This is a genomic window from Methylibium sp. (assembly GCF_013817345.1).
In the GTDB taxonomy this organism is placed as follows: domain Bacteria; phylum Pseudomonadota; class Gammaproteobacteria; order Burkholderiales; family Burkholderiaceae_C; genus Methylibium.
In genome coordinates, this window is record NZ_JACDCW010000010.1 from 1 (window position 1) to 17945 (window position 17945).

Consider the following 17945-nt stretch of genomic DNA (forward strand, 5'->3'; position numbering starts at 1 on the left):
GGGCGATGCGGTAGATCAACTGCAGGTTGCCGGCCGCGGCGCTGAGGCCGCGCTCGTAGCCCACGTACACCCGCTCGGACAGCTGCTTGCCGAGGGTCACGATGGTGTCGGCGGTCGCGCCGTCGCTCTGACGCACCGACAACTCGTCCAGGCGCAGCAGCTTGGCCGGGTCGAACTTGCTGCCGCCGCTGCCGTCGCCCTGCAGCAGTGCGAGGGCGGCGCGTTGGAGCAGCAGCGTCTCGGAGCCGGCCAGTTCGTCGTAGCTGCGCCCGGTGACAAGCAGGGCGAGCTTTTCGGTGGCGGGCATTTCAGGGTCGGAGAACAGCTGGATGCGCGGTGTCAGCACGCTGCCGGTGACGCGAACACCGACGCGAACGTCGGTTTCGGCACGCACCGCCTCGATGTTCAGGCGCGGGTTCTCGAGATTGCCGACGAAGGTGATGATGCCCCGCTCGATCTGGAGGTCCTGGCCATAGGCCTGATAGGTGCCGTCTTGCGTGCGGATCTCGCCACGTGCTTCGAGCCGACCGTCCGGGGTGGTGATCTGCAACTCGCCTGTGAGCCGGGTGTCGATGCCGAGGCCGCGCAGTTGCAGCCGCTTGCCGAGGTCGATGGCCAACTGCATCTCCACGGCGCGGGGCGCGCTCGGCGCGGCTTCGTCGTCGGCGGCTTCGTCGGCCGCCGCCGCGTCGCCCGGGCGGCGCACGGTCACGTCTTCGGCGAGGCTGGGGGCGCCGCCGCGGCTGATGTCGATCAAACCGCGGTCGATGCCCAGTTTGCCGGTGATGGCGACCTTCTCGGGATCGAGCCGCACATCGATCCGGCCGCTCGCGACGATGCGCCGATCGACGCGGCCGAGCACCTCGGCTTCTTCGGCGACAAGCGCCAGTTGCGCCTGCGGCTGCGCGCCCAGCCGCGCCGTGCCGCTGACGCGCAACTCTCCTTCGCCGGCCTGGAAGCGCAGCATCTCGAGGCGGGCACTGTTGCCATCGAAGCGCGCCTCGAGCCGCCCTTCGCGCAGGGACACGCCCTCCAGTGTGTTGCGCAGCGCCAGTTCGCGGCCCTGCACCTCGCCGATCAGTTCGGGCGCACCGACGCGGCCGGCCAGGCGCAGCGACGCGTCGAGCGTGCCGCCCAGGCGCCAGCCGGCAGGGATCCAGGCACCCCAGGCGGCCAGGTTTTCGACCTGCACGTCGAGTCGCCCGTCGAGCGGTGCTTCGGGGCCGGGAAACAGCGCGGTGGGCTCGGCCCGCACCGTCTGCCGGCCCTCGATGCGGCCGAGGTTGGCGCCGGCGATCAGTTCGGTCAGGCGCCACACGCCGGCCTGCGCGTCGAGTGCGACCCGCAGGTCGGTCAGGCCGAGCGATTGAACGACGCCGAACTCGCTGATCTGCAGGTCGCCGCCGGTGCGTGCGATCTCCACCTGCGCGCGCACGACCGGATCGCTGCTCAAGTCGATGCGCGCACCGAGGCGCAGGTCGCCGGCCCAGCCGAAACCGGGCTGCAACCGCTGCAGCAACTCCGCCACGACGAAAGGTTCCACCTCCGCCTGCACCGCCAGCCGCGCCGGCGCCGCGCCGCTGCGCTGCCACTGCAGCCGGCTCCAGCGCAGGGCCGCACCGAGCACCTCGGCGCGGCCGGGCTCGAGCCGCACGGCGAGGGATTGCTCCGCCTGTTCGAGCACGAACTGAAGGTCGCGCGCGACGAACAGCGGCAGCGGCGGGGCGCTCGACGGCCTTGCCATGCCGGTGCCGGTGCCGGTGCCAGTGCCAGTGCCAGTGCCAGTGCCAGTGCCAGTGCCAGTGCCGGCATCGGCGTTGCTGCTGCTTTGAGAGCCGCTGCGGGCGTTGTCGCTCGCACTGCCGCTCGCCGGGACCGCTGTCGGCCGCAGCGACAGCTCGCTCAACGTCGCGCGCCACGTTGATGGCGCCTTGCCGGTCCCGGCTCGCCAGGCCCCGCTCAGATCGGCAGCCAGTGCGAGCGGCTCCGCGGCGGCGGCCGGCGCTGCTGCGCTCGCCTCGCTGCCGGGCGGGGGCGTGGGCTGGCGAAGGCTGGCTCTCAGGCTGGCGCGGTGCTCGGCCAGCGTGCCGTCGGCGTCCAGAGCAATGCTCGGCAGCACCAGGCCCGGGACGCGGACCTGGGCCGCCCGCAGCTTGCCCTGCAGCACCGCACGCGCGAGCGCTTCCGTGGCTGCCGCGCCAGCCGCGCCGGCGGGCAGGGTGGCGTTCCAGTCGGCATCGGCCGAATCGAGCTGCAGCGTGCCGGCCTGCAGCGCCTTCAATTCGAGCGAACCTTGCGTGGTCAGCGCGCCGCCCCCGCCACCGAGCAGGGCGGCACCGAGGCCGCCTTCGACACGGGCTTCGAGCTGCGCCTGGCCGCTCAGCGGGCCCAGTCCGAACAGTTCGGCGAGCGGAGCCAGACGGGCCAGCGCCGGGGCATCGAGCCGGATATCGAACTGCTCGCCGCCGCGCGCAGCGCTGCCGCTTGCGGGAGCCTGGAGTTGCAAGGTGAATTGGGCGGTGTTGCCGGCGGCGCCCGTCTGACCTTCTGCTTTGAGCCGGCCGCGGCCATCGGCTTCGGCCTGCAACGTCAGTGCCACCGGCTGGCCAGCCAGCGCGCTGTCGGTGAGCTCCGCGCGCAGCGTGCCGTTCAGCCGGGTGAGCAGCGCGGCGGCATCGGCCGCGTCGGCGGGGACGCGGGCCTTCAGATCGACCTGGCCGTTGAGAACGTTCTTGGCGCGGCGCCAGGCGGCGTCCGGCTCGCCGGGTAGCCACAGGCGGGGGTCGAAGGCGGCCAGTTTCAGCGCGGCTCGGCTGTCCCAGGCGTTGCCGGCGCGGCGCGCGCTGCCTTGGCCGTCGAGGCGCGCCGCGCCGGCGCGGGCGCTGAGCGACTTCAGCACGATCTCGTTCGGGGTTGCGCTGCCGTTCAGCGCGAGCTGCACGGCGTCGCGCAAGGGGCCGCTCGCTTGTTTGCGCGCGACACCGACCAGCGCGCCGGTGATCCGGGTGTCGAACTCGAGCAGGCCGAAGGAGGGTTGGGGTGCGGTTGCAGGAGGGGTCGGCGGGATGGTCGCAGACGCAGGAGCAGACGCAGGAGCAGGAGCAGGAGCAGGAGCAGGAGCAGGAGCAGGAGCAGCCGGAGCCGGAGCCGTCGGAGCAACTGGGCCCGCCGCATCCGGCGTGTGCTTCAGGCGGATCGGGCCGCTCAGGCGCAGCGGCGGCGCACGGCGGTCGAGCTGCTGCAGCAGCACGCCGTCGAGCGAAAGCTCGACCGCACCCACGCCACCGTCGATCCGGCCGCTGCCCTCGAGTTGCCCGGCCGGCGTGCCGGCGTCACCGGCGAGTTGCACGCTGGCACTGTCGATTTGCCAGTCGGCCCCTTGGCCACTGGCGCGCAAGTCGAGCTCGCGCACCGGCAGGCGCTGCTGGTCCCAGCGCCCGGGCATGGCGTTCGCGATCTGCGCGCGCACCGACAGCGGCGCATCGGCGGCGAGCTGCAGGATCGCGCTGCCGGTCAGCGCGGTGGTCGGCGCCTGAGGCGTGAAGGGGGCAAGCAGGGGGGCGAGGTCGAGTTGCGTGAAACGCGCATCGAGCTGCGAAAGCGGCAGTGCCGCGAAGGGCGTGACCTGCGCCTTGGCGTTCAGCCGTTGGTCCTGAAGCTCCAGCGAAGCCGTCACGTCGAAGCGCTCGAGCGGACCGCCGGCGGTGACCTGCAGCACGAGCCCGCGCGCCCATTCCGGCAGCGCCGTGGTGCTGGGCACTGCAGGTGCAGTTTCCTTGTCTGCGGCATCCGCGCGCACCGCCAGGCTGGAGCGCAAACTCATCGGCGCGTCGGCGTCGATGTGGGCGCTGCCCTCGGCGAGCAGGCCGTTCCAGCGCAGCGCGAGGGCGTCGATCCGATGCGTGGCGCCGGCCTCCAGGTGCGCGGTCAGCCCCTCGATGGGCGCCGGCAGGCCGGGCAGCTCGAGGCGCTCGATGCGCAGGACGTCGACCCGGGCCGTCGCCGGCAGTCGAAGGCTCTGGGGCGGCTCGGGCGCAGGGCTCGGCTCGGTGCTCGGCGTGGTCTCGACGTCCAGCTGCCGCAGTGCGATGGTGCGCGCCTCGATGTGCACATACGGCGCGCGCAGTTGCCACCGGCCGAGCTGCAGGCCGTCGATGCGCAGTCCGTCGACCCGCACTGTGCTGCCGCTGGTCTGCATAGAGGCACGGTCCAGCACGAACTCCGACTCGGCGCCGAGCAGCGCGCCGCGCGAGTCCCCGACGGTCAGCCCCGGCACCCGCTCGGCCACTGTCTGCAACCACCAGCGGGTGCCGCCTTCGGTGTGCAGCGACTGCCACGCCGCACTCAGCGCGGCCACGAGCAACAGCGGCAGCAGCACGAGCAGCGCAAGGACCAGCCAAGGCCAGCGCCGACGCCGCCGGGCCCGGGGCGTCGTCGCGTGCGGCTCGCTTTGTGCAGGTCCCGTGCGGGGCGACGGCATGCCGGAGTCGGCCTCTCGCACCATCAGAAGGTCGCTCCCACGCTGATGTGCAGACGCACCGAGCCGACCTCCTGCCCATAGGCCAGATCGACGCGCAGCGGCCCGATGGGGCTGCGCCAGCGCACGCCGACGCCGTAGCCGAAGACCGGTTCGTAATCGCCCCAGTCGTTCGCGGCATTGCCGGCATCGATGAAACCGGCGCCGTACCAGTCGCGCCAGTCACCGGAAAAGCGGCGCAGCACCTCCACGGTGCCGGTGGCCAGCACCGGACCGCCGACCACCGCGCCGTCGCGCACCGGGCCGAGCTCGCGGTAGCCGTAGCCGCGCACGGAGTTGTCACCGCCGGCGCGAAAGAGCAGCGCGTCGGGCACGCCCAGCGAATCGCGCTTGATGACCTGGGCGATCTCGCCGCGGACTTGCAGGAGCCACGGCCGCGGCAGCGGCTGGAACCAGGTGCCCTGCAGGTACAGGCGAGCGAAGGGGCCGCGCTCGTCGTCGTCGTCCAGCGCGTAGCCCGCGCCGGCCTGCGCGTTCAGGATCAGGCCGCGGGTCGGGAAGACGAGGTTGTTGACGTCGCGCCGCACCCATTCGTAGTTGCCATAGAGCGCCTTGTCGGTGGTCCGCCGCGTGTCGGTTTCGAGCGTGGTGCGAATGAATTCGAGGTAGTAGAGGCGGTCGATCCGCTCGGTGGTGCGCGTGCGGCCCAGGCGCGCGCGTTGCGTGTCGGTGCGGGCGCCGCCGGCGTCGAGCGTGTCGGCCTGCAGCGAGAGCAGGTTGCTGTAGCCGCTTTCCTGCGGATAGCCGAGCAGGTCGAAGCCGGCCAGGCGCTCCTCGCCGCCGACCTGCAGGCGCACGGAGGCCACCACGTCCTGCCCGAACGGCCGGCGGTGCGTGTAGCCGAGTCCGAAGCGCGGGCCGGTGTTGGTGGAGTAGCCGATGCTCGTGGTGGCCGACTGCAGCGTGTTCTCGCGCAGGCGGGCCACAACCACCGCTTCGCCGGCGCGCGCGGGATCGAGGTCGAGCTCCACCGCCACGCCTTCGTAGAGGTTCGAGCGCTGCAGCGCTTCCTGGTAATCGAGCAGGATTTTTTCGGAGTACGGATCGCCGATGTCGAACGGCACGAGGTTGCGTGCCACGTCTTCCGGCGTGCGCTCCAGTCCTTCGATGCGCACTTCGCCGATGCGAAAGAGTGGCCCGCTGTCGATGACGAGCGAGAGCCGCACGGTGTTGTCTTTCGCGTCGACCTGCGCGCCGGTGCCCGCATAGTCGGCGCTCGCGTAGCCGCGCGAGCGCAGGCTGGCTAGCAGCGCGTTCTTCGCTCCGGCCCATGCCGACTGGCTGAAGGCCGCGCCGCTCTTCAGCGGCCAGCGCGCCTGCAGGCCACGCCAGCGTCGCTCGAGGGCCGGGTCCCCGGCCTGAAGCGCCTCGGCGAAGGCGCCCTGCATGTCGAACTGGACGCGGCCGACGCGCGCCTGCGGGCCGGGATCGACCTGCACCCGCACCGTGGGCGTACCGCCGGCCGGGTCTTCCACGCGCTGTGCATCGACCTGAGCATTGAAATAGCCCTCGGTCTCGAGCAAGCTCCTGGCCTGGGCCGGCGCGGCGGCAATCAGCCGGCCGATCTCCACTTCGGAGATGTCGGCTTGTTCACGAAAGCGCGCGAGATCGAGATGACGCACGAGCAGTTTGCGCAGTGCGTCGGGCCCGCGCACTTCGAGGCCGTAGGCGTGCTTGTCGTCGGCGCGCAAGGTTGTGACGCCGGAGTCTTTGCCGGAGCGCTGGGGCTCGGCCGATTCCGTGTCGCTGTCTTCGGTGCCTTGCTCTGTGGATTGCGGCCCGGTCTGCGCGCTGACACCGGGTGCCGACAGCGCCGCGGCCAGCAACACCAGCAGCCCGATCAGCAGCGCGGGAACCGCCCCTCGGAGCCGCGTTGCCTGATGCATCGCCGGCGCTGCGCTCACTTGCTCAGGAGGCGCATCGCACCTTCGAGCCCCGACAGCGACAGCGGGAACATGCGCTGCTGCATCAGCTGCTGGATCACGGCGATGCTTTGCCGGTAGCCCCACACGCCGGGCGGCTCGGGATTGATCCAGGCGTACTTAGGGAACGCGTGGGTCAGGCGCTGTAGCCATTCGGCGCCGGGCTCTTCGTTGTCGTATTCGACGCTGCCGCCGGGCTGCAGGATCTCGTAGGGGCTCATGGTCGCGTCGCCCACAAAGACGAGCTTGTAGTCACGGTTGTACTTGCGGATCAGGTCCACGGTGGCGAGCTTCTCGGCGTGGCGGCGGCGGTTGTTCTTCCACACGAAGTCGTAGACACAGTTGTGGAAGTAATAGAACTCGAGGTGCTTGAACTCCGACTTGGCCGCACTGAACAGTTCTTCGACCCGGTGCACGTGCTCGTCCATCGTGCCGCCCACGTCCATCAGCAGCAGCACTTTCGCCTTGTTGTGGCGCTCGGGAACCATTCTGATGTCGAGAAGGCCGGCGTTGGCCGCCGTGCGGTGGATGGTGTCGTCAAGATCCAGCTCGAGGTCGCTGCCTTCGCGCGCGAAGCGGCGCAACCGGCGCAGCGCGAGCTTGATGTTGCGCGTGCCGAGCTCGAGGTTGTCGTCGTAGTCGCGGTAGGCGCGCTGTTCCCAGACCTTGACCGCGCTCTTGTTGCCGCCGGCCCCGCCGATGCGGATGCCCTGCGGGTTGTAGCCGGAGTTGCCGAACGGCGAGGTGCCGCCCGTGCCGATCCATTTGCTGCCGCCTTCGTGGCGCTCCTTCTGTTCCTCGAAGCGCTTCTTGAGGGTTTCCATCAGCTCGTCCCAGCCCATCTTTTCGATGGCGGCTTTCTGCTCGGGCGTCAGCTCGCGTTCGAGCGTGCGGCGCAGCCAGTCGAGCGGAACTTCGCGACCGAAGTCGGCGACGAACTCCACGCCCTTGAAGTAAGCAGCGAACGCGCGATCGAAGCGGTCGAACAGGATTTCGTCCTTGACCAGCGCGGTGCGCGCGAGGTAGTAGAACTTGTCGACCGTGGGGCCGTCATCGTCATCGATCACGCCGGCTTGCAGGGCTTCGAGCAGCAGCAGGTATTCCTTGATCGAAACCGGAAGCCGGGCCGAGCGCAGCGTGTAGAAGAAGTCGATCAGCATGGGGCCCAGCGGCGGCAAGAAACTTGTCGGGAGATTGTGGCGGCGCCTCACCGCCGAGCGCGGCGTAGGGCTTGCCTGCCCTGAAGAGCAATCAGTGCGCCCGCGGCTTGCCGAGCTGAAAGCGCAGGTGCGTGCGCACCGTCGGCCATTCGGCGGCGGTGATGCTGTAGACGCAGGTGTCGCGCAGGCTGCCGTCGGCCATGCGCTGGTGGCTGCGCAGCACGCCGTCGAACTTGGCGCCCAGGCGCTCGATGCCGCGCCGACTCTGCTGATTGAAGAAGTGCGTGCGGAACTCGACCGCAATGCAGCCCAGCGTCTCGAAAGCGTGCGTGAGCAGCATCAGCTTGCACTCGGTGTTGAGCGCGCTGCGTTGCGCGCTCGCCGCGTACCAGGTGGAGCCGATCTCGACGCGGCGGTGCTGCGCGTCCACGTTCATGTAGGTCGTCATGCCGACCACGCGGCCGGTGGCATCTAGCACCGTGAAGGGCAGCATCGAGCCGCTGGTCTGCAAGGCCAGCCTCCGCTCGATCTCCGCGCCCATCGCTTGCGGCGACGGGATGCTCGTGTACCAGAGCTCCCACAAGGCACCGTCGCGCACCGCCTCCGCCAAGGCTTGCTCGTGCTCGTGCGCCAGAGATACGAGCCGTGCGTGTCGGCCGTTCAGGTCGATCGGTTGCAGCCAGTGGTCATTCGCGCTCACTGGGCACCCTACGCGCTGCGCGCGTACCTTGCAGGCCGCGCCGGGCCAGTGGACCGGCTCCTTGCCAGGCACAAACAGTCCACTGGACTGTTTGTGCCCGGGCTCGGCCCGCCGAGCGGGAGCATGAGCATTCGGCGCGGCGCGGCGCGTTCATGGGATCAGCGGTTGCGGCTTTGCATGAACACGAGCTTCTCGAACAGACTCACGTCCTGCTCGTTCTTGAGCAGCGCACCCAGCAGCGGCGGGATCGCGACCTTGTCGTCCTGGCTCTGCAGCGCGGCCAGCGGAATGTCTTCCGCGACCAGCAGCTTGAGCCAGTCGAGCAACTCGCTCGTCGAGGGCTTCTTCTTCAGACCGGGCAGGCCGCGCACGTCGTAGAAGCTCTTCAGCGCCGCGGCCAGCAGTTCGCGCTTGAGGTTCGGAAAATGCACCTCGACGATCTTCTTCATCGTCTCGGCTTCGGGGAACCGGATGTAGTGGAAGAAGCAGCGGCGCAGGAAGGCGTCGGGCAGCTCCTTCTCGTTGTTCGACGTGATGAACACGAGCGGCCGGTGGCGCGCCCTGACAAGCTCGCGCGTCTCGTACACATGGAACTCCATGCGATCGAGCTCGCGCAGCAGGTCGTTCGGGAACTCGATGTCGGCCTTGTCGATCTCGTCGATCAAAAGCGCGGTCGGCTGCTCGGCCGTGAAGGCCTGCCAGAGCACGCCCTTGAGGATGTAGTTGTTGATGTCCCTGACGCGCTGCGAACTCTCGGCATCGGCGAGCTGGCTGTCGCGCAGGCGGCTGACGGCGTCGTACTCGTACAGGCCCTGCTGCGCCTTGGTGGTGGACTTGATGTGCCATTGCAGCAGCGGCAGCTTCAGGGCGGTGGCCACCTCTTCGGCCAGCATCGTCTTGCCGGTGCCCGGCTCGCCCTTGATGAGCAGCGGGCGTTGCAATGTGATGGCTGCATTGACGGCGAGCATCAGATCGGGCGTGGCGACGTACTGATCGGAGCCGTGGAATTTCATGTTCGCGGAAGCCAATTTGCATGTGTTCGGATGAGCTCATTCGAGTATAGGGGCCCCCTATAATCCGCGGCTGATTCAACCTATCGCAGGACCATGAAGCTTCTCTTTTCCACGTTGATCGCCGTGCTGGCAATGACTTTGCATCCTGCAGCGCAGGCTCAAGGCATCACCGGCGACGCCGCCGCCGGCGAGAAGAAGAACGCCATGTGCATCGGCTGCCACGGCATCAAGGGCTACCAGGCCAGCTTCCCCGAGGTGCACAAGGTTCCCATGATCGCGGGCCAGAACGCGGCCTACATCGCCGCTGCGCTCACCGCCTACAAAAAGGGCGACCGCAAGCACCCGACCATGCGCGGCATTGCCGAGACGTTGAGCGAACAGGACATCGCCGACCTGGCCGCGTACTACTCGGTTGAGGGTGGGCCCGTCGCGGAGACGCCGGCCAAGCCGGCACGAACCCCGGGCCCGCTGATTGCGGAGCTGCTGAAGAAGGGCAACTGCGCGGCCTGTCACGGCGAGAACTTCAACCAGCCGATCGACGCCAGCTACCCGAAACTGGCCGGCCAGCACGCCGACTACCTCTACGTCGCCCTCAAGGCTTACAAGAACAACGCGAACGCGGTGATCGGGCGCAACAACGCGATCATGAGCGCGCAGGTCAAGCCCTACAGCTTGGACGAGCTCGATGCGCTGGCCGACTACATCGGCTCGCTGCCCAGCGAGATGAAGACGGTGCCGCAGCCGAAGTTCAGGTAAGACAACCAACTCCGCGCCGAGCCGCCCGACCGCAAGGTCCGGCGGCTTTTTCATGACCGCGGCATGTCGCGCCGCCGAAGGCGAACGCGGGGGCTGGCACTATCCTGGGGCCTTGCCGGAGCATGAACCATGAATCTACTGAGCCGCCATGGCCTGCAGCGAATCGCCGCTGCCCTGGCCCTGTTGTGCAGCGCTGCCGTCGCGGTGCCGCTGCAGGCCCAGACGCTGCGCTGGGCCAGCCAGGGCGACGTGCAGACCCTGGACCCGCACTCGCAGAACGAGTCGCTCACCAACGCCGTCAACGGGCAGGTCTACGAGTCGCTCGTCAACCGCGACCGGCAGCTCGCGCTCGAGGGGGTGCTGGCCACCGAGTGGCAGCGGGTGAGCCCACTGCTGTGGCGCTTCAAGCTGCGCCCGGACGTGAAGTTCCACGACGGCAGCCCCTTCAGCGCCGACGATGTGCTGTTCTCGGTGAAGCGCGCGCGGGCCGGCAGCTCCGACATCGCGGTCTACGCGCTGGCACTCGGCGAGCCGAAGAAGATCGATGCGCTGACGGTCGAGTTCGAGCTCGAGCAGTTCAATCCGGTGTTCCTCGAGCACGTTTCAACCGTGCAGATCATGAGCAAGGCCTGGAGCGAGAAGCACGGCGCCGCGGAGCCGCTCGACTTCAAGAAGCGCGAGGAGGGCTACGCCTCGCTCCATGCCAACGGCACCGGGCCTTATCGGCTGGTGTCTCGGCAGCCCGACGTGAAGACCGTCTTCAAGCGCAACCCGGCGTGGTGGGGAAAGTTCGAGGGCAACCTGCAGCAGGTGGTCTACACGCCGATCAAGAGCGACGCCACGCGGTCGGCCGCGCTCATTTCCGGGCAGATCGATTTCGTGCTCGACCCCGCCCCGCAGGACGTGCCGCGGCTGCGCCGCACCGAGGGCGTCAAGGTCATCGACGGCCCCGAGGACCGGGTGCTCTTCATCGGCATGGACCAGGCGCGCGACAAGCTGCTGTACGGCCGCGTGCCCGGTGATCGCAACCCGTTCAAGGATCTGCGCGTGCGCCGCGCTCTATATCACGCCATCGATATCGAGACGCTGAAGACCAAGCTGATGCGCGGCCAGTCGCTGCCCACCGGCGGCATCACGCCCTCGCCGCTGGGCGCCTTCAACGATCCCGATCTCGAGCGGCGCCTGCCCTACGACCTGAAGGCGGCCCGGCAGTTGATGAGCGCCGCCGGCTATGCCGAGGGCTTCGCGGTCACGCTCGACTGCCCGAACAACCGCTACATCAACGACGAGGAAATCTGCCTGGCGCTGGCGGCGATGTGGGCGCAGATCAAGGTCGAGCTCGCGGTCAACGCAATGCCCCGCAGCACCTACTTCCCCAAGCTGCAGCGCGGCGATACCTCGATGTATCTGCTGGGTTGGGGCGGCTCGATCACCGATGCGCAAACCACGCTCACGCCGATCCTGCACAGCCGCGGGGAAGCCGGCGCCGGCACCTGGAACTTCGGCGGCGTGAAGAACGAGAAACTCGATGCGCTCATCGAAGCCTCCAGCCGCGAGCCCGACGCCGCCAAGCGCGAGGCGCTGGTCAAGGCCGCGTTGCAGGAGCACAAGGAGCAGGTGCACCACATTCCGCTGCACCGGCAGATCATCCCGTGGGCCGCGCGCAGCAACGTGACGGTCGTGCACCGTGCCGACAACTGGCTCGAGTGGCAGTGGATCAGCGTGAAGTGATCCGAGTGCCGCGGCACGCTGCCCACGCGGGAGCAGGGCTCAGCGCGTCGCGCGGCGCCTCACGCAGTCGATGTAGGCCTCGCCATCGGGCGGCAGGCCGCTGCGCTGCGATGCCCAGAGCATCTCGCCCAGGCACTCCATCAGCTCGTGCTGCGCTTCGTGCGCCGAGCCGCGCTTCGCCGCGAGCAGCGCGAACGCCTGCTTGATGCCGACCGGCTGATCGACGCTCAACTGCTCGGTGATCGACAGGTGCATCGACAGATGCAGGAAGGGGTTGCTGCGGCCTTCCTCCACCGTGTAGCTCGCAGCGAGGGCCGCGTCGGCGTCGGTCAGGTCGGCGTGGTACTCCTGATGGTCCGCGATCCAGTCGGCGGCGATCGCCTCCATCGGCGTGAGCGGCTCGCCCTCGCGCTGCTTGCGGTAGGCGTTGCAGAAGAAAAGACGGACGTCGTTCTGGGAGGGAGAGAACATTTGCGGATTGTCGCGGCGCCCTTCGAAGTCGCCCGACTGGAGGCTTATCCGGGCCGATGCCGTTGTAATTATGAATTTTGTCGGCTAGCCTTCAGAGGCGCTCCCCGCCTGCCCACGAATCCGCAATGGCCGACCTCAGCGATCTCCCCGCCCTGACCGACGCAATCCGCCCCGTCTCCCTGCACGAGGAAGTGGCTTCAAGACTTCGGGCGATGATTTTCGAGCGCCAGTTGGCGCCCGGGCAGTGGGTCGATGAGCAGGCGCTGGCGCGCGACTGGGCGATCAGCCGAACGCCGGTGCGCGAGGCGCTGAAGGTGCTGGTTTCCGAAGGGCTGGTCACGCTCGAGCCGCGCCGCGGCTGCAGGGTCACCGAAGTGTCGGAAGACGATGCCGAGCGACTCTTCCCCGTCATGGCGCTGCTCGAAGGCCGCTGCGCCTTCGAGGCGGCGCAGCGCGCGAGCGATGCCGAACTCACCGAGCTGTCCCGGCTGCACGACGAGCTGGAGCGCCACGCCGCTGCCGGCGACGGCGACGGCTACTACCGCGCCAACCACGTGTTTCACAGCCGCGTGCAGGCCGTCGCCGCCAATCCCTGGCTGAGCCGCAGCACGGATCAATTGCGCGTGTTCATGCGCCTGCTCCGCGGGCGCCAGTTGCGGCGGCCCGGGCGCATGGCGGCGTCCGTCGTCGAGCACCGCGAGCTGATCGACGCACTGACGGCCCGCGATGCGCCGCGCGCCGCACGCGTGATGCACGATCACCTGATGGCCCAATTGGCGGCGCTGCAGGCCTTGCGTGCCAAGGAGCGCGATGCCGCGCTGGGCGATGCAGGCGAGGCCGTCGCGGGTTCGCGCCCGCAGCGCCCGGTGCGCCGTCGGGCCGGCCAGGGAGTCTGAGCATGTGGACACTGCCCACCCTGAACCTCGGCACGTTCCGCGCCGCCGGGCCGCTGTCGCGGCGCAAGCCGGCGCCGCCGGCCGATCCCAAGCGGCTCGACCGCATCCTGAACGGCAGCCGCCGGCTGCTGTCCGAGCGCGGCGAAGCCAACAGCTTCGCGATCGCCGCCGAATTGCTGGTCGATTTGCAGGCGCTCACGCCGGCGCAGCACCCGGCGTTCTTCGAGTTGTTGTCCGCCGAGTTCGGCCCTGATCCGCAAGCGGTGCTCGACGCCGCGCAGCGCTACGCCCGCGAGCCCGGCGCAGCGCAACTCATCGACCTGGCCGCCAAGGTGGAGCCGCCGCGCCAGGAACTGCTGCGCCGCCTGAGCCGCGCGCCCGGCGGCACCGCGGCGATCGTCGCGCTGCGCCGCTCGTTGATCACGGCGCTGAAGGCCAAGCCGGAGCTGGCCGCCGTGGAGTCCGACTTCCAGCACCTGCTGTCGTCCTGGTTCAACGCCGGCTTCCTGCAGATGCAGCGGGTGGATTGGGGCTCGAGCGCGGCGCTGCTCGAACGCATCATCGAGCACGAGGCGGTGCATGCGATCGACGGCTGGCGCGACCTGCGCCGCCGCCTGCAGCCGGACCGCCGCTGCTTCGCGTTCTTTCACCCGGCGCTGCCGGGCGAGCCGCTCATCTTCGTGGAGGTGGCGCTCGTGCCGGAGATGCCGGAAGCGATCGCGCCGCTGATCGACCCGGCTTCGGAGCCGGGGCCGCTGAGCGAGTTCAAGGTGGCGACCTTCTATTCGATCAGCAACTGCGAGCCCGGCCTGAAGGGCGTGTCGCTCGGCAACTTTCTCATCAAGCGCGTGGCCGAGCAGTTGAAGCAGGAGCTGCCGCAGCTCAAGAGCTTTTGCACGCTGTCGCCCATGCCCGGCTTCGCCGACTGGCTGAAGAAAAGCGACCGCTGGGCAGATCGCGGCGATTTGCCCGCCCGCCAACTACAACGGCTGACCGATGCCGATGCCGTGCTGCGCGCGGCCTTCGGGGCGGCGCTCGAGGGCTTGAGCGCCTTGGATCCGCGCACGGCCGCCGAGCCGCTTCGCGACGCGATCGAACGGCTCGCCATGCACTACCTGGTGCACGAGTCGGTCACGCCGCGCGCCAACGCGGTGGCGAAGTTCCACCTGAACAACGGCGCGCGGCTGGAGCGGCTCAACTGGGCCGGCGACCTGGGCGCGAAGGGCCTGAAGCAGTCGCTCGGCCTGATGGTCAATTACCTCTACAACCTCGACGAGGTCGAGGCGCAGCACGAGCGCTTCGTCCACGGCGAGGTCGTCAGTTCGCGCCGCCTGGCGCGCAAGCTCTAGCCGCCCGGTTGGAGACTCCCCGCAAGAAGACCGACAGGAGACAACGCATGAAGACCATTTCCCCGAACGGACGCCGCCGGGCGCTCCACGCAGCACTGGCCCTCGCAGCCGGCCTGGCCGCTCCCTGGGCCGCGGCGCAGTCGTGGCCGACCAAGCCGGTGACGATCGTCGTGCCGTTCCCGGCCGGCGGCGGTACCGATGCGTTCGCGCGCCCGCTCACGGCGGTGCTGACCCAGCAGGTCGGCCGCCAGTTCATCATCGACAACAAGGGCGGCGCGGGAGGAACGCTCGGCGCGAGCGTCGCCTCGAAAGCCACGCCCGACGGCTACACCTTCTTCATGGGCGCGGTGCACCACACCATCGCCCCGTCGATGTACCCGCATCTCGACTACGACCTGCAGGCCGATTTCATTCCCATCGCGCTGGTTTCGAGCGTGCCGCAGGTGATCGTGGTCCACCCGGGCAAGGTCAAGGCCAACACGCTCGGCGAGTTCATTGCCTATGCCAAGGCGAACCCCGGCAAACTGAATTACGGCTCGGCCGGCAACGGCACCTCGCACCATCTGGCGGGCGAGCTGTTCAAGCTGCAAACCAAGACCTTCATTACCCACATTCCCTACCGCGGCGCCGGGCCGGCACTGCAGGACTTGATCGCCGGGCAGGTCGATGTCATGTTCGACGGGCTCGGTTCGTCGTCCGGGCACATCAAGGGCGGGCGCATCAAGCCGCTCGCCGTGGCAGCCGCGAAGCCGGCGCCGGGATTCCCCGACGTGCCCACCAGCGTGAGCGGCGGTCTGCCGACCTACGAGGTCTCGAGCTGGTACGCGCTCTGGGCCCCCAAGGGAACGCCGCCCGAGGTGGTCGAGCGCATGACTGCCGAGGTGACGAAGGCGCTGAACACGCCCGAGCTCAAGAAGATGTGGAACAACCTCGGCTCCGAGACGCCCACCCTCACCGGCAAGGCCTTCGGCAAGTTCGTCGATGTCGAGGTCGATCGCTGGGCCGAGGTCGTCAAGGCGTCGGGCGCCAAGCTGCAATGAAGCGCAGGCCTCGGCAACGGGGCGCAGCGGCGGCATGAGCGGCAGCATTCGCTTCGAGCGCGACGCGGGCGATGCGCGCATCGGACGCATCGTGATCGCGCATCCGGTCAAGCTCGGTGCTATCAGTGTCGCGATGTGGCGCAGTCTGCGCGACATCGCGGCTTCGCTCGATGCGATGGTGCCGACCTTGCACTCGGTCATCGTGTGCGGCGAAGGCGGTAACTTCGCTGCCGGCGCCGACATCGCCGAGTTCCCCGACTTTCGCTTCGACCCCGACACGCTGCGTGACTATCACGAAGGTGTGATCGCCCCGGCGCTGCATGCGCTGCGGGCGACGGACGTGCCCCTCATCGCGCAGATCGAAGGCGCCTGCGTCGGTGGCGGGCTGGAAATAGCGGCCTGCTGCGATCTGCGCATCGGACAGCCGGATGCCCGCCTCGGCGCACCGGTCGCCACGCTGGGCTTTCCGATGGCGCCCGATGAGTTGGCCGCCGTGCTGGCCGCATTCGGCCGTGCCGGCGCCGCCGAGTTGTTGCTTGAAGCCGGACTGCTCGACGCCGCCAGTGCCCTTCAGCGCAGGCTTCTGCACCGCGTGGCGGACGATGCCGCGTCCGAAGCATGGGCCACGGCGCAGCGCATCGCCCGCAATCCCGCATCGGTGGCGCGCGCCAACAAGCGCACGCTGCGCCAGCTTCTCGCCGGCGGGCCGACCGAGCCCGAGCGCGCGGCGCACTTCGGCTATGCGGCGAGCGTCACGCACCGCGAAGGCGTGGCCGCATTTCTCGAGCATCGCGCGCCCGACTTTCACGACGATCAGCGATGACTTCGAACGACAACCTTTTCGCCGCACTGCGGGACGGCTTCCCGCAGGACCTGGACCGCATCGCAATCGAAACCGACAACGGGTTGTCCTACGCGTGGGGCGACCTGGAGCGCGGCAGCGCGATGATCGCCAACCTGCTCATGTCGCTCGAGCTGCCCGCCGGCACACGTGTCGCGGCACACACCGACAAGTCGGTCGAGGCGCTGCTCCTCTACCTGGCGACCTTGCGCGCGGGCTTCGTCTATCTGCCGCTGAACAACGCCTACCGCAAGGAGGAGCTGCGCTATTTCATCGCCAACGCCGAACCGGGCGTGGTGGTGTGCGCGGGTCGCGATTTCGGGTGGATCAGCAAGCTGGCGTTTTCGCTCGGAGTGCAGCAGGTCTTCACGCTGAACGACGACCGCAGCGGCACCCTGCTTGAACGCGCTACGCAGCACAGCGACCGGCACGACGCGGCGGTCAAGCGCAGCGACGAGCTGGCGGCGATCCTCTACACCTCGGGCACCACCGGGCGCAGCAAGGGCGCGATGCTGAGCCACGGCAACCTGCTGAGCAATGCGCGCACGCTGCAAAGCTACTGGGACTGGCAGCCGGGCGACGTGCTGATCCATGCGCTGCCGATCTTCCATGTGCATGGCCTCTTCGTTGCTTCGCACGGCGCCTTGCTGGGCGGCAGCACGATGCTGTGGTGCGCGAAGTTCGAGCCGCGTGCGGTGCTGGAACGGCTGCCGCGCGCCACGGTCTTCATGGGCGTGCCGACGCTCTACGTTCGGCTGCTGCACGAGGCCGGCCTCACGCGCGAGGCCTGTGCGCACATGCGGCTGTTCGTGTCCGGCTCCGCGCCGCTGCTGATCGAGACCTTCCGCGATTGGCAGACGCGCACCGGCCACACGATCCTGGAGCGCTACGGCATGAGCGAGACGGTGATGCTGACCTCCAACCCCGGCCGCGCGCAGGACGGCGAGCGCATCGGCGGCACCGTGGGCAAGCCGCTGCCGGACGTGCAGGTGCGCGTCGTCGGTGACGCAGGCGACGCCTTGCTGGCCGGCGAGATCGGCCGGGTCGAGGTGCGCGGGCCGAACGTCTTTCTCGGCTACTGGCGCATGCCCGAGAAAACGGCTGAAGAGTTCACCGCCGACGGCTGGTTCAAGACCGGCGACGTCGGCCGGTTTTCAGGCGACGGTTATCTGAGCATCGTGGGCCGCAGCAAGGACCTCATCATCAGCGGCGGCTACAACGTCTACCCGGCCGAGGTCGAAGGCTATCTGAACGAGTTGCCCGGCGTGGCCGAGTCGGCGGTGATCGGCGTGCCGCATCCCGATTTCGGCGAGGCGGTGGTGGCCATGGTGGTCGCCAAACCGAACGTGGCCCTCGACGGCCACGATCTGCTGGCCGGCCTCAAGGCCCGCATCGCCGGCTTCAAGGTGCCCAAGCGGCTTTTTGTCGTCGCCGAGCTGCCCCGCAATGCGATGGGCAAGGTGCAGAAGAACCTGCTGCGCGACGAGCACGCCGCGTTGTTCGCAGAGCCGGCCTGAACCGGCGGCCTG

At 69.0% G+C, this 17945-nt stretch carries 13 protein-coding genes; 7 read left to right on the plus strand and 6 right to left on the minus strand.

Annotated elements, in window-relative coordinates; genetic code table 11:
- From H0W40_RS03170 to H0W40_RS03190, 5 genes are all read right to left on the minus strand, one after another.
- Nucleotides 1-4480 (minus strand): translocation/assembly module TamB domain-containing protein (locus H0W40_RS03170; protein ID WP_292443105.1); only part of this gene is annotated, 4480 nt, incomplete at its 3' end.
- 23 nt (nt 4481-4503) lie between these two features.
- Nucleotides 4504-6423 (minus strand): autotransporter assembly complex family protein, encoded by a 1920-nt coding sequence (locus H0W40_RS03175; protein ID WP_292443107.1) that lies wholly within the window; start codon nt 6421-6423, stop codon nt 4504-4506.
- 14 nt (nt 6424-6437) lie between these two features.
- Nucleotides 6438-7619: a VWA domain-containing protein gene (locus tag H0W40_RS03180; protein WP_292443108.1), complete on the minus strand. Its 1182-nt coding sequence runs from the start codon at nt 7617-7619 to the stop codon at nt 6438-6440.
- Between the two features lie 91 nt (nt 7620-7710).
- Nucleotides 7711-8319 (minus strand): GNAT family protein, encoded by a 609-nt coding sequence (locus H0W40_RS03185; protein WP_292443109.1) that lies wholly within the window; start codon nt 8317-8319, stop codon nt 7711-7713.
- Between the two features lie 158 nt (nt 8320-8477).
- On the minus strand, nt 8478-9332 hold the full coding sequence (locus H0W40_RS03190) for a MoxR family ATPase (protein ID WP_292443111.1): 855 nt from the start codon (nt 9330-9332) through the stop codon (nt 8478-8480).
- 93 nt (nt 9333-9425) lie between these two features.
- On the opposite strand from H0W40_RS03190, the gene H0W40_RS03195 reads away from it, so the two are divergent.
- Nucleotides 9426-10088 carry a c-type cytochrome gene (locus tag H0W40_RS03195; protein ID WP_292443113.1) on the plus strand — a complete coding sequence of 221 codons (663 nt, stop codon included), beginning with the start codon at nt 9426-9428 and terminating at the stop codon, nt 10086-10088.
- 153 nt (nt 10089-10241) lie between these two features.
- The gene (locus tag H0W40_RS03200) at nt 10242-11819 is read left to right on the plus strand and encodes an ABC transporter substrate-binding protein (RefSeq protein ID WP_292443199.1); all 1578 of its coding nucleotides are present in this window, start codon (nt 10242-10244) and stop codon (nt 11817-11819) included.
- A 39-nt stretch (nt 11820-11858) separates the two neighbouring features.
- Here H0W40_RS03200 and H0W40_RS03205 read toward each other — a convergent pair whose 3' ends face one another.
- The gene (locus tag H0W40_RS03205) at nt 11859-12290 is read right to left on the minus strand and encodes a DUF1841 family protein (RefSeq protein ID WP_292443115.1); all 432 of its coding nucleotides are present in this window, start codon (nt 12288-12290) and stop codon (nt 11859-11861) included.
- Nucleotides 12291-12415: 125 nt separating this feature from the next.
- On the opposite strand from H0W40_RS03205, the gene H0W40_RS03210 reads away from it, so the two are divergent.
- Genes H0W40_RS03210 through H0W40_RS03230 form a run of 5 tightly spaced genes read left to right on the plus strand, consistent with a single transcriptional unit; the run spans nt 12416 to nt 17933 of the window.
- Nucleotides 12416-13186, plus strand: coding sequence for a GntR family transcriptional regulator (locus H0W40_RS03210; RefSeq protein ID WP_292443117.1), 771 nt, complete (start codon nt 12416-12418; stop codon nt 13184-13186).
- 2 nt (nt 13187-13188) lie between these two features.
- On the plus strand, nt 13189-14535 hold the full coding sequence (locus H0W40_RS03215) for a malonyl-CoA decarboxylase (protein ID WP_292443119.1): 1347 nt from the start codon (nt 13189-13191) through the stop codon (nt 14533-14535).
- A gap of 47 nt (nt 14536-14582) precedes the next feature.
- Nucleotides 14583-15575: a tripartite tricarboxylate transporter substrate binding protein gene (locus H0W40_RS03220; protein WP_292443121.1), complete on the plus strand. Its 993-nt coding sequence runs from the start codon at nt 14583-14585 to the stop codon at nt 15573-15575.
- Nucleotides 15576-15609: 34 nt separating this feature from the next.
- Entirely contained in the window at nt 15610-16398 is a 789-nt protein-coding gene (locus H0W40_RS03225) for an enoyl-CoA hydratase-related protein (protein ID WP_292443123.1), read from the plus strand.
- Nucleotides 16395-17933, plus strand: coding sequence for a malonyl-CoA synthase (locus tag H0W40_RS03230; protein WP_292443125.1), 1539 nt, complete (start codon nt 16395-16397; stop codon nt 17931-17933). Before H0W40_RS03225 ends, H0W40_RS03230 begins: the two co-directional genes overlap by 4 nt.
- Nucleotides 17934-17945 lie beyond the last annotated feature (12 nt).

Excerpts from the sequence above, each read along its gene's own strand:
- H0W40_RS03175 (WP_292443107.1), bottom strand. The coding sequence starts at position 6,423 with ATGCATCAGGCAACGCGGCTCCGAGGGGCGGTTCCCGCGCTGCTGATC.
- H0W40_RS03180 (WP_292443108.1), bottom strand. The coding sequence starts at position 7,619 with ATGCTGATCGACTTCTTCTACACGCTGCGCTCGGCCCGGCTTCCGGTT.
- H0W40_RS03190 (WP_292443111.1), bottom strand. The coding sequence starts at position 9,332 with ATGAAATTCCACGGCTCCGATCAGTACGTCGCCACGCCCGATCTGATG.
- H0W40_RS03195 (WP_292443113.1), top strand. The coding sequence starts at position 9,426 with ATGAAGCTTCTCTTTTCCACGTTGATCGCCGTGCTGGCAATGACTTTG.
- H0W40_RS03205 (WP_292443115.1), bottom strand. The coding sequence starts at position 12,290 with ATGTTCTCTCCCTCCCAGAACGACGTCCGTCTTTTCTTCTGCAACGCC.
- H0W40_RS03210 (WP_292443117.1), top strand. The coding sequence starts at position 12,416 with ATGGCCGACCTCAGCGATCTCCCCGCCCTGACCGACGCAATCCGCCCC.
- H0W40_RS03215 (WP_292443119.1), top strand. The coding sequence starts at position 13,189 with ATGTGGACACTGCCCACCCTGAACCTCGGCACGTTCCGCGCCGCCGGG.
- H0W40_RS03220 (WP_292443121.1), top strand. The coding sequence starts at position 14,583 with ATGAAGACCATTTCCCCGAACGGACGCCGCCGGGCGCTCCACGCAGCA.
- H0W40_RS03225 (WP_292443123.1), top strand. The coding sequence starts at position 15,610 with ATGAGCGGCAGCATTCGCTTCGAGCGCGACGCGGGCGATGCGCGCATC.
- H0W40_RS03230 (WP_292443125.1), top strand. The coding sequence starts at position 16,395 with ATGACTTCGAACGACAACCTTTTCGCCGCACTGCGGGACGGCTTCCCG.